General features: G+C 63.5%; 8 protein-coding genes. 3 read left to right on the forward strand and 5 right to left on the reverse strand.

Translation table 11 applies throughout. The features are described from left to right. Positions 1 to 1,127 (reverse strand): FAD-binding protein (locus tag QZ307_RS02555; protein ID WP_295995378.1); only part of this gene is annotated, 1,127 nt, incomplete at its 3' end. A 221-nt stretch (positions 1,128 to 1,348) separates the two neighbouring features. Here QZ307_RS02555 and QZ307_RS02560 point away from each other — a divergent pair. Then, complete coding sequence (locus tag QZ307_RS02560; protein ID WP_295995381.1) at positions 1,349 to 2,245, forward strand: LysR family transcriptional regulator; 897 nt, start codon at positions 1,349 to 1,351, stop codon at positions 2,243 to 2,245. Positions 2,246 to 2,332: 87 nt separating this feature from the next. Here QZ307_RS02560 and ffh read toward each other — a convergent pair whose 3' ends face one another. From ffh to QZ307_RS02575, 3 genes are all read right to left on the reverse strand, one after another. Beyond that, positions 2,333 to 3,748 (reverse strand): signal recognition particle protein, encoded by a 1,416-nt coding sequence (gene ffh / locus QZ307_RS02565; protein WP_295995384.1) that lies wholly within the window; start codon positions 3,746 to 3,748, stop codon positions 2,333 to 2,335. Between the two features lie 48 nt (positions 3,749 to 3,796). Then, positions 3,797 to 5,323 (reverse strand): signal recognition particle-docking protein FtsY, encoded by a 1,527-nt coding sequence (gene ftsY, locus QZ307_RS02570; RefSeq protein ID WP_295995387.1) that lies wholly within the window; start codon positions 5,321 to 5,323, stop codon positions 3,797 to 3,799. Between the two features lie 86 nt (positions 5,324 to 5,409). After that, positions 5,410 to 8,733: an SNF2-related protein gene (locus QZ307_RS02575; RefSeq protein WP_295995390.1), complete on the reverse strand. Its 3,324-nt coding sequence runs from the start codon at positions 8,731 to 8,733 to the stop codon at positions 5,410 to 5,412. A 460-nt stretch (positions 8,734 to 9,193) separates the two neighbouring features. Here QZ307_RS02575 and QZ307_RS02580 point away from each other — a divergent pair, with 460 nt between their 5' ends. Beyond that, positions 9,194 to 9,550 (forward strand): hypothetical protein, encoded by a 357-nt coding sequence (locus tag QZ307_RS02580; protein WP_295995393.1) that lies wholly within the window; start codon positions 9,194 to 9,196, stop codon positions 9,548 to 9,550. Between the two features lie 68 nt (positions 9,551 to 9,618). Here the strand turns inward: QZ307_RS02580 and QZ307_RS02585 are convergent, their stop codons facing one another. Next, positions 9,619 to 10,089 carry a DUF523 domain-containing protein gene (locus QZ307_RS02585; protein WP_295995395.1) on the reverse strand — a complete coding sequence of 157 codons (471 nt, stop codon included), beginning with the start codon at positions 10,087 to 10,089 and terminating at the stop codon, positions 9,619 to 9,621. A gap of 216 nt (positions 10,090 to 10,305) precedes the next feature. Here QZ307_RS02585 and QZ307_RS02590 point away from each other — a divergent pair, with 216 nt between their 5' ends. Further along, positions 10,306 to 11,685 (forward strand): sodium-dependent transporter, encoded by a 1,380-nt coding sequence (locus tag QZ307_RS02590; RefSeq protein WP_295995398.1) that lies wholly within the window; start codon positions 10,306 to 10,308, stop codon positions 11,683 to 11,685. The last annotated feature ends 386 nt before the right edge of the window (positions 11,686 to 12,071 follow it).

Raw genomic sequence — 12,071 nt, forward strand, 5'->3', positions numbered from 1 at the left:
CCGGCGCCGGCGAAGTCGTCGATCCACAGGTCTTCCTTGCAGAAGCGCTCGCCATTCTGGTTGATCCACAGCGTGGGCTGCACGCCGGCGCAGTAGGCGTCAGTGGTCCAGGTAGCCGTGATGGCGCCCAGGGTAACAGGGCCGCACCACATCACGGTGCCCAGGCCCTCGGCCATAGCAGCGCCGGCAGCCTTGGCCATCTTGATGCCGTCGCCATCGCGGCAGTCCATGCCCAGGGCCTGGATGTTCACGTTCTTGGTCTCGGACACGCCGTAGAGGAAGTCGGCGTTGTTGGCGTAACCGCCCGTGGCGATCATCACCACCGGAGCCTCCACCTTCAGCACGTTGCCCTTCTCGTCCTCGGCCAGCAGGCCGGCCACCTTGCCGTCCTCGATGACCAGCTGACGGCCAAAAGTCTTGAAGCGAGCCTCGACGCCCAGCTTCTCGGCCTCGGCGCCGAAGGTCATCATGAAGTGACCGCCCGGGGAGGCATCCTCGCCCTTGTCGTACACGTGCCAGATCTTCGGACCCGCACCGATGGCGATGACGTCGGCGAACACCTGGCCATGACCTTCAAGCCAGTCGATGGTCTCGTTCATCTGGCCGAAGAAGTTCTCGTACAGCTTGTGCTGCGGAATCCAATGATGGAAGTTCAGGCAGGTGTTCATGGCGTTCTTCACGCCGTAGGGCTGGTCGGGGTTGTAGGCACCGGCGAACATCGGGCAGTTCTCACCCGAGGTGTACTTGGTCTCCAAGCCGGTCATGCCCTCGGTGCCGATGAAGGAGCCGCCGTAGCCCTCCATGCGCTCGATAACCACCGGCTTCAGGCCCAGGTCGATGGCTTGAATGGCCGCCGCCGTGCCCGTACCGCCCGCACCGACGATGCACACGTCGGCCTGGATGGTCTCAGTAGGCTCGCCCAGCTCGGCGATCTTCCAAATGTCGTCGGCGGTAGAAGCCGCAGCCTCGTCCTCGCCGGTGGCGGCAAGGTCGCTGGCAGCAGCCGCCGGCTCTTCGCTCTGCGCCTGGGGGGCGCAGCCCGCCAGGCCCGCGCCGGCGATGCCGGCAGCCACAAGGCCCGCTCCCGTCAGAAACGAGCGACGGCTCAAATTGCTTTCTTCGATCATGTTTCCCTCCTCGAAACAAGGTTCGTGCGGTTTTCCCTGAACCGCGATGGCTGGCATTATTGACAAGTCGAAAACCTTTGTGAAGAGATTTCGGTTCAGCTTATTGTTTGCCCCTTGAAACTATAAGTTTCGCCCAGTGATCTGGTCATTGATGTATTTCGGGTACTACAATAGCCTTCGGGAGGGCGCCCTGCGGCGCACAATTGAAAAGGGGTAGGGTCATGCTCGAAGATCGAGTCGATTACTTCATTTACGCCTACGAGTCGCCGAACTTCAGCGTTGCGGCAGCGAAAGTGCCCATGTCGCCCCAAGGCTTTTCGAAAGCCATCCGAAACCTCGAGAAACAACTCGGCGTCACCTTGTTCATCACCGATGCCAACGGCCAGCGCACCCCAACTCCCTACGCCGATCTGTACTACGAGTTCGCCAAAAACCTGCAGCGGGAACGCTCCCAGCTGCAGAGCAGCTTCAACGAGCTCACCGAAAACGGCGCCTTTGATTTCCAAGTACCCACCTCGCTGGGTATTTCAGGCCTTATCGAAGAGCCGCTCAAGGCAGCTTTTCGCCAGCGTTGCCCGGAGGCTCGTCTCACGCTTATCGAAATGCCCGACGCCGAGTGCGAGCGCTTCATCGAAGAAGGGCAATACCATACGGGGCTACTTGTCTCGCCGGCTCGAGGAGACCTCGTCTTCAAGGAGCTATATGCTACGAGCGTATGCCTGTGGGTGCCCCAGCACTGCCCCCTCTTCGAACGTGACGAGCTGACCCTGGAAGACTTGGCTGATCAGACCATCGCCATGCCCGGCCACGGATTCAAATGCTACACCCGCCTGATGACGCGAATGGAAGACGCGGGGCTTCCCGCTCCGCATATCATCGAACGAAGCGAGATCATGTGGATCTATCAGGAGGTTGCCGAAGGTCGAGCCTTAGGCTTCACGCTGCCCTACATGCTGAATCTGGCCGCCTTCTCTCACCACGGCGCCATCCGCGCCATTCCCGTCGAAGGATCGCGCTGGGGCTTCGGCGTGGTCCATAGCAAAGAGCCTCTTGAGGGATCCTACGGGGCCATCTTGGAGTCCTGCGCGCTGGCCTGCTCAAACGACCTCGCTCGGTAGAACTAGCACCGCAGAGACCCACTATCGGGCATCATCGAAAAGAGCCCCGAACGGGGCTCTTGGGATGCGAAAACGAGTCGGGCAGTCCTACTGCCCCATCATGTCTTGGAGTTTCTGGAGGTCCTTCATGGACATGCCGCCCATGCCGGGCAGCCCCAAGCCGCGGCGACGCTTGCCTTTCTTGCCCTTCTTCCCCTTGCGGGAGGCCTGCTGCTCCATGCCGGCGGTGGCCTGCTTCACCATCTTCTTCGTTTCATTGAACTTCTTCATCATTTGGTTCACGTCGGTGACGGTGACGCCGGCGCCCTTGGCAATGCGGGCACGACGGCTGCCGTTCAGAAGTTCGGGCTTGGCGCGCTCGGCCTTGGTCATGGAGTTGATGATGACCTCCATGGCATCGAGTGCCCCCTCGTCTACCTGGCCCGATCCCAGGGCCTTGTCGCCACCGGGCAGCGCGCTGATGAGCTTGGAGACGCCGCCCATCTTGCGCACCTGCTTGTTCATCATAAGGAAGTCGTCCAAGGTAATTTGGCCGCGCATCATGCGCTCGGCTTCCATCTCCTCTTCCTCGGCCTGCTGCACGCGCACGGCGTTCTCGATGAGGGACACCACGTCGCCCATGCCCAAGATGCGCTTGGCCATGCGGTCGGGGTGAAACTGCTCCAGCGAGTCGGGCTTCTCGCCCGAGGAAATGAACTTGATGGGCTTGCCCGTGACTTCGCGGATAGACAGGGCGCCGCCGCCGCGGGCGTCGCCGTCCATCTTCGACATGATGACGCCGTCGAAGTCCACCGACTCGGCGAAGGCCTCCACCACGTTCACCACGTCCTGGCCGGTCATGGCGTCGACCACCATGAGGATTTGGTCGGGCTTCACAGACTCTTTGATGGCCTGGGCCTCTTCCATCATGTCGGCGTCCACATGCAAACGGCCGGCGGTGTCGATGATGACCACGTCGCGCAGGTTGTCGATGGCGTACTGCACGCCTTCCTTCGCAATGGCCACCGGGTCTTTTCCGTCGCCGCGATAGACGCGCACGTCGATCTCGTCGCCCAGGGTTTGCAGCTGATCGGCGGCAGCGGGGCGGTACACGTCGCCGGCAATGAGCAGCGGGCTGTGATTTTCCTGCTTGAGGCGGTAGGCCAGCTTGGCGGCCGCCGTGGTTTTACCGGAGCCCTGCAGGCCCACCAGCATGATGACGTTGGGAATGCGACTGCCCAGCACCAGGCGCGAATCGGTGCGGCCCAGAAGCTCGGTGAGCTCGTCGAGCACAATCTTCACGACGTTCTGTGCCGGCGTAAGGGAATCGAGCACCTCGGCCGACAGGCAGCGCTCCTTGGTGCGAGCGACGAAGGTTTTGACCACCTTGAAGTTGACGTCGGCCTCCAGCAGCGCCAGGCGGATCTCGCGCATGGCGGCATTGATGTCGTCCTCGGTCAGACGGCCTTTGGACTTCAGGCCGGAGAAGATGCCTTGGAGGCGTTCGGAAAGATTCTCAAGCATGGGCTACGTACTCCTTCAGCGAAAATGGTTCGCAAGCATTATAGGGGGTTACTCGAACAGGCGCTTCCAGAAGCTCTTCTTCTGGGGCTGCTCCTCGGAGGCCTCTTCGGGCTCCTCGGCTTCCTCCTGGGCGGCCTCCATGGCCAGCTCGGCCAGCTCCTCATCGGTGAAGGGAGCGTCATCGGCCGGAGCATCCAAGGCACCGTCGAGCTCGGCGGCAGCCGGCGTGTCGTCGGTGGGAGGCAGCTCGTCGTAGGGAATGGCGGCCTCAGTAGGCTCGAAGGTTTGCGCCGCCTCGAACAGGGGCGTGGGCTCGAAGGCCCCGGCCTCAGCGCCCTCGGCCACCGCCTGGGCATTGCGATCGAGCTCGGTGAGCGTTGCGGCCGCCACGCCTTCCTGAGTGTCCTCCTCGGTTTCCACCACGATAGTCTCGTGGGTGCGGCGGCCCAGGGCAGCGTCGAGGAAGTCGTCCTCGCCCTCGGCTGCGGCCGTGGCGAAGGCGTCCTCTACATCGGCCTGCTCGTCGAGCACGGGGGCGTCACCGACGGCGAGAACCGGCGCCTCGGGACGGCCCTCCAACACATCACGGCGGCGCTCGCCGGCCGTGATGGCGGCCTCCTTGGCGTTTTCGCCCGTCAGCGCGTCCTCCACTTCGTCGTAGCGCTCGTCGAAGGAGCCCACCAGGGCCGTGGCGAACTCATGGGCGTCGAAATCGCGCAGGTCGTCGATGCCCTCGCCCACACCGATCTTAACAATGGGCAAGCCCAAATCGTGGCTGACAGCCAGGGCAATGCCGCCCTTGGCCGTGCCGTCGAGCTTGGTGACGATGAGCGCGTCCAAGTCCAGGGCGCGATTGAACTCGCGGGCCTGCTGCAGGCCGTTCTGCCCCGTGGTGGCGTCGATGACCAGCACCGTGTACACCGGCAGCTTCGAGCGCTTGCGCACCACCGAGACCACCTTCTCCAGCTCGCGCATAAGGTCGGCGGAGGTGTGCAGGCGCCCTGCCGTATCGATGAGCACCAAGTCGGCCTCGGTGGCCTCGGCGCGCTCCAGGGTGTCGTAGCACACACTGGCCGGATCGGCACCGCGCTCGCGGGTGACCATCTCCACTCCGGCGCGCTTGGCCCACACTTCCAGCTGCTCGATAGCGGCAGCACGGAAGGTGTCGGCCGAGCCCAGGATGACAGCGCGCCCGGCGTCGGTGGAGGCCTTCGCCAGCTTGCCCACCGTGGTGGTCTTGCCGGTGCCGTTGATGCCCACGAATAGCACCACGGCCGGCTCGCCGCCGAAGATATCCTGTTCGGAATCGGTAAAGGTGGCCGCAATCTCGTCGTTCAGCAAGTCCAGTACCGCGTAGGCATCGGGAAGCGCCTGGCGCGTGGCCTGGTCGCGCAGGTTCTCAACGATGGCACTGGCGGCCGCACCGCCCACATCGGACAGGATGAGCGTCTCCTCAAGGCCGTCCCAAAATTCCTCGTCCAAATCGGGACCGCGGTCCAAAAGGACGTTCATCGACTCCTTGAATTTGTCGCGCGAACGGGACAGTCCCTCGCTAATGCGATCGAAAAAACCCACGGACGTGCTCCTTTGTCATCGTGGCCGCCATCAAAGTTGTTTCGTTCCAGTTTACGCTATTCCCGCGCCCACGCGAAGGAGCCCGATCATTCTTCATGCCAGTTCAAGAGATCGTAAAGCTCTTCCGGCGACAGCGCACCCGCGGCAGCCAGCCCGTCCTTGCCAGGGCTTCCCGTTTGGGAACCACCCGGCAGAGTGTCCCCTACGTCCTCTTCTTCGGCCTCCCCCAGCACCAAAGCCGCGAGCTCGGCCTTCATGGCAGCCAGCGAGCGCATGCGCTCCTCGATGGTGTTCTGGGCCACCAGCTCGTACACGGTGACCGGCTGGTCCTGGCCCAACCGGTGGGTGCGATCGGCCGCCTGGCGCGCGGCGGCGTCGTTCCACCAGGGATCGGTGTGCACCACCACGGTGGCGCCCGTCAAGTTCAGACCCACGCCGCCGGCTTTGAGCGAAATAAGGAACACCGGCACCTTATTGTGATTGAAAGCCGCCGCCAGGGCCACGCGCTCCTTTTTCGGTGTGGAGCCCGTCAACTGGTAGAACGGTATCCCTTGCTGCTCCAGCCGTTCCGCCACACGGGCAAGAAAACTGGTGAACTGGGAGTAGACGAGCATCTTCTGCCCCGCTTCGCATCCGGCGCATACCAGCTCCAGCAGCGCTTCCATTTTGGCCGAGGAGCCCTGGTAGTTTTCGAACACCAGGGCAGGGTCAAGGGCAATGCGCCGCAGGGAGGACAGCTCGGCGAGCACTTGGACCCGGGGCGCCCGCGCCTCGCGCTCCTTGTCGGACAGGTAGCGTGCCTCACGGGAGCGGGACAGTCGAATTTGCGCCGCCAAGCGCTCGCGCAGCGACTGTTCAGCCCCGTCATAGAGGCGGCGCTGCTCGCCCTCGAGCGCCACGGGCACGGTCACCGTGGCCTTCGCCGGCAGCTCGGGCGCCACGGCCTGCTTCGTGCGCCGCAGGACGAAGGGAGCCGTCAGCAGGCGCAGCCGGCGGGCGGCGTCGTCATCGCCGCCGATGATGGCCGCCTCGAAGCGCTCGCGAAAGCGCTGATAGGGGCCGAGCAAGCCCGGCATGAGGAAATCGAAGATGCTCCACAGCTCCGAGAGGCGGTTTTCCAACGGGGTACCCGTCAGCGCCAGGCGATGATCGGCGCGTAGCCGTTTGACGGCCCGCGTGGTGGCCGTAGCGTGATTCTTGATGTACTGGGCCTCATCGAGCACCACCACATCGAAGTCGAGCGCCTCCCAGGCCTCGGCATCGCGGCGCACAACGTCGTAGGAGCACACCAGCACCTCCGCCGCGCCGGCCCGCTGGACTGCCCGCTCGGAAGCCGAGCCGCTCACCGCGCAGACACCCAACGCAGGCGCGAAGCGGGCGAACTCGGCCATCCAGTTGTAGACCAGGGACGCGGGGCACACCACCAGCGCGGGCTTTGTCGCCGCACCAACAGGCGCTTGGGCCTGGTCCTCGGGCGCTTGGCCCTGAGCCTCGGGCGCTTGGACCTGAGCCGCGAGCGCCTGAGCGCGCCGTTGGCAGAGCGCGGCGATCACCTGTACGGTCTTCCCCAGGCCCATCTCATCGGCCAGAATGCCGCCGAGACCCGCTTCCCACAGCGCCTCGATCCACTCCACGCCCGCTGCCTGATAGGAGCGCAGTCGTGCCTCGAAGCCTGGAATGGCAGCAGTTGCTTCCTGGGTCGCGCGGGCTCCGGAAGGGGCTGCGGCACCCTCCGTCGCCGCATTCTCTGCTATCGCGCCTTCCGAAGACGCGGCATCGCCCGCGCCCGAGGAACTTCCGGCCCGCTGGGCGCGACGATAGAGCGACCGATAGCGAGCAACGAACTCGGTAAACCCCTGATCGCGATAGACGTCGGCCAGCTCGTTATCCAGATAGAAGGCCTGCCAGGTGGGCAACTCCACCGGCGAGCCGTCCCAGGTTGCCGCATCAAGGCCCACATCCTGGGCCAGGCGGTTCAGCTCGGCCACGTCACTGGCATTCAAATCGAGGAAGGCGCCCTGGCGCAGTCGGTGGAAGCGGCGATGGCGCCGATAGGAGCCGAGCAACGCGGCCAGCTCCTCGGGAGGCACGTCGCTTAAGGCCACGTCCATGGCAATAAGGTTGCCCGCCAGGGAAAGCCCGAGGGACAACCGCGGAGGCCGCGCGAACAGCAGCCGATCGAAAGCCGGCGTGGTATGTACCGCACCGGCCTCCTGGAAACGTGCCAGCCCTTCGAAGAGCAATAGACCCACGGCTTCCTCGTCAGCCAGGGACAGCGAAGCCGAAGCAGGCACATACTGCCGAAGCATCTCGAGGGCGCCCTGCTCGCGCTCAAGGTTGCGCCAAAGCATTTCCGTGCTGGCCTCGGGCACCTCGTCCACAACGCCGGCCATCACCACGATACCCTCGCGCACCTGCTCCACGGCCCCAGGAACCTCTGAGGGTCCCAGGGAGAGCACCACTTCATCAGCCCCATAGCGCACGCGGGCGCCCACCTCGATGGCCTCCCCCACGCGGTCGAAGTAGAAGTTCACCTGGCACGGACGACGGCGATAGGCATCGAGAAACGCCGGGGCCTGCAGCTCGAAGGCCTCCTCCAACCGCGGCAGCACCGTCGCGCCGAAGGCCGGCAGATCGGCAGCGGCCACAAACAGCTCGGCATCGTCGGCGTTATAGACCTGACGAATGAACTGCGCTCCCTCGGCGCATTCATCTCCCCAGCGATAGAAGACGTCATCGAAAAGCACATAGGCACGGTCATCGGAAAAGGCACCGATGAGGGCATCGTCCCGCGTGAGCACCACCCCTCCGTCTTCCTCGATGAGCCGCAGCAGGGCCGGCGGCCGCCCGGAGGCGCAATGTACGGTCATACGCGAGCGCACGCTGCCGTCGGTGCAGGCGAAGGCGAAGGGCTCCTCTCCGGTGGCATCCAGGAATTCCACCACCTCGTCCTCGCTCAAATGCAGCGTGCGACCCACCGTTTCGGGCGCACGGCACGACGAAGACCAACGCTCCTCGTAGGCAAACGCTCGGCCGCGGGACCCACGACGAGTCTCCTCTCGCTCACGACGCCGCCGCACCGCGCGACCGATAAACCCCACAAAGGGGCGACTGGCCGGATGGAAGGCGCCAAGGCAGTGCACAAACGACAGCTTGGGCCCGTAGGTGGCTTCCTCCCCGCCTTCGCAATGGGCGACGAAGTCATCGAGGGACTTCACCACGTAGGAACCGCGCTCCCCCTGCACCGAGAACGCGAGCGAGAACTCTCCGAAACCGTAGGTCAATGTAGGCAGCAGCCGCACGACGCCCGCCCCCTCAGTGGGCGCTTGGGCCATGGCGCGCACAAAGGCGGCGAGGGCCGGGCTGGACGAGCGAGCGCCCTCCCGCGACGATGGAGTATCTTCGGTCACGACGATTCCTTATAAGTTTATATGTTTATAGTAACTTGTCTTCTTTCCTATTATAAGAACATTTGTTCATGGTATCACAGGTTGTCGCCGGCGCACCAGAGCAAATGCACGGAACGAGCCGCGACCTTACGCAAATGTCCAAGGCCCGAAGACGAACGATATACGAACAAACGAATGAGCGAGTGCGTATCGCACCGACACCAGAATGAGCAGGGGCGTAACGCGCCGACATCCGAGCGGGCGGGCGCGTATCGCACCGACACCCGAACGAGCGCGCTTATCGCACGACGTCCGAATGTGCGGGCGCGCACCGCGCCAGTGTCCGCACGGAGCCTCCCCGATTTCAACCGCAGGCTTACGGGACGTCAAAGGCGCAGCATCGAAGCGAATCCGCCCTCAGCCCCAACCTCTCTTCCCGCATAAGATGACCTTAGCTGTTAACCCACGGGAAGGAGATCCCATGAGCTTTCTGGACAAGATGAAGGACGCCGGCGAGGACATCAAAGAAGCGTTCCAGGATGGCGCCAAGGACCTGGCCGACAAAGCCGGCGACCTGAAGGACGCCGCCGCCGAGAAGGCAGGAGATTTGAAAGACGCAGCCGCCGAGAAGGCCGGAGACTTGGCCGACAAGGCCGGCGACCTGAAGGATGCTGCCGTCGAGAAGGCCGGCGACTTGAAGGACGCCGCCGCTGAGAAGGCCGGCGACATCGCCGATGCCGCCTCGGACAAGGCCGAAGAGCTGAAGAAGGCCGCTGCCGACAAGATGGACGACGCCAAGAAGGCCGCCGCCGACGCGAAGGACGACGCGAAGAAGTAGCGTTTCTTCCAACCACTCCTGAGAGAAGGCCCGAGAGCATGAGTTCTCGGGCCTTCTCTTGTTGGCGGTCATTCTCGCTGGCAGTCGTTACCGTCCTCAAGGGGAAGGGCGCCAAGATGCTCCTCGTCGATCACCACTACCCCCTGACCCCGCAGTCGTGCCGCCGCAACACCCTCACCGCGGCACATCCGCCCCGTAAAGGTTCCGTCGTACACGGTCTCACTGCCACAGGAGGGACTACCGCTCTTGAGCACGGCCACGGCGCAGCCCTCGTCTTCCGCAAGCTGGCACGCAATTTCGGCGCCGCGCTCGAAGGCGGCGGTTACGTCCCGGCCCTCGACATTCACCACGCGCACTCCCGCTCCGGTGCGCTGCAGCTCGCTAGGCAGGCGCGGCGTGGGCAGACCTCCCAGCACCTCGGGGCAGACGGACACCAGCCGATGCTGCTTCGCTAGCGCCTGCACGGCGGCACAGGGCTTCGCGCGCCCATCGTAGCGACAGGGCTCCCCCAGCAAGCAGGCACTCACCAAGATATTCATCGGGCCGTCCTTCCCTTCCCAGAGTCCTCTCTGAAATCTGGTTCCCAGCTGTTTCCTTTTGTTTGCAGTTAGCTTACCATTCGTGGCTGGCCCGAAAACCCCGCAGCGGCTTCTCTACCATGGAGTCGGGTATTCATGCCTGATGTACGATTTGCGCCCCGATTGCCGATCGGGTGCCCGACCGGGCGCATTTGCGCCTTTAGAAAGAGAGCCTTCATGGAACGAGAGCGCTTCGGTTCCCGTCTCGGATTCATTCTCATCAGCGCCGGCTGCGCCATCGGCTTGGGAAATGTCTGGCGCTTCCCCTATATTACCGGCGAGTACGGCGGCGCGGCCTTCCTTCTGCTGTACCTGTTCTTCTTGCTGGTGCTGGGACTTCCCATCATGGTCATGGAATTCGCCGTGGGCCGCGGCAGTCAGAAGTCCATTGCGCGCGCCTTCAACGTGCTGGAACCGCGCGGCAGCCATTGGCACAAGTACAAGTGGATCGGCATTGCCGGCTGCTATTTGCTCATGATGTTCTACACCACCGTGGCCGGCTGGATGCTGGCCTATGTGCCGAAAATGGCCTCGGGGCAGTTCGTCAACGCTGGTACCGAGCAAACGGCGGCCATCTTCAACGCCATGCTGGCCGACCCCGTGGAAGTGGTGTTCTGGATGGTGGTGGTATGCGCTGCCTCTATCCTTATTTGCTCGCTGGGCGTGCAGAAGGGCGTAGAGCGCATCACGAAGGTCATGATGCTGTGTCTGCTGGCCATTTTGGGCGTGCTGGTCATTCGCTCTCTTACCCTGCCGGGCGCCGAAGAGGGCGTGGCCTTCTACCTGCTGCCCGATTTCTCGAAGATCTTCGGCAGCCCCGACGCCTTCTTCGAAGCCGCCTACGCCGCCATGGGCCAGGCGTTCTTCACGCTCTCCATCGGCATGGGTTCCATGACCATCTTTGGCAGCTATATCGACAAGCATCGCTCGCTCATGGGTGAGGCGGCCACCATCGGCGTGCTGGACACGGGCGTGGCCCTGGCCACGGGCCTTATCATCTTCCCGGCCTGCTTTGCTTTCGGCGTAGCGCCCGATTCAGGCCCGGGCCTGGTGTTTATCACCTTGCCCAGCGTGTTCGAGCAGATGTGGCTGGGACACGTGTGGGGCACCCTGTTCTTCGTATTCATGAGCTTCGCGGCCCTGTCCACGGTCATTGCCGTATTCGAGGGCATTTTGCGCTTTGCCATGGACGAATGGGGCTGGAGTCGCAAGAAGGCCGTCACCGTGAACCTCATTGCCATCCCGCTGCTGTCACTGCCCTGCGCCTTGGGCTTCAACGTGCTGTCGGACGTGGTCATGCCGGGCGTCGGCGACATCCAAACCATCGAGGACTTCCTGGTGTCCAGCAACATCATGCCTTTGGGCTCGCTGGTGTTTGTGCTGTTCTGCGTTTCGAAGCGAGGCTGGGGATGGAAGAACTTCCTGGCCGAGGCCAATGAGGGCGAGGGGCTGAAGTTTCCTACCTGGCTGCACCCCTGGATGCGCTTCGGTGTGCCGGTGCTGGTGGTTATCATCCTCATCATGGGCTGGGTACCTATTGTCAGCTCTTGGCTGTAGAAGCTGACGGCAGTAGGGCTCAGGTTCCGAGAACGAGCGCTTTGCTTAGCTGTCCGCGAAAGGACGGCGGTATTCCTCCGGGCACGCGCAGCAATTAAGTTCCAAGAACGGCCTGTTTGGTACCGTGCGGACCGCCAAAATAAGGGGAAATGGTTCCCTGCCTCCGCGAAACCCCAGGTCAGAAAATTTCCGACAGCGCCGCAGGGGTACCAAACCACCCTATCCTGGAACCTGGCCCGTGTGCCCCGTCGTTGGAACCTGGCTTCTCAGGGCCTAACCCCCAGCAAGAGCGTTCCTTGGTTGTCCGCGAAAGGACGGCGATATTCCTCCGGGCACGCGCCGCTCCGCTGACTCGCTTCGCTCGGGCGCTGCGCTCCTTCATGCAT

Origin of the sequence: uncultured Adlercreutzia sp., assembly GCA_910585575.1 — a bacterium.
GTDB lineage: Bacteria > Actinomycetota > Coriobacteriia > Coriobacteriales > Eggerthellaceae > Adlercreutzia.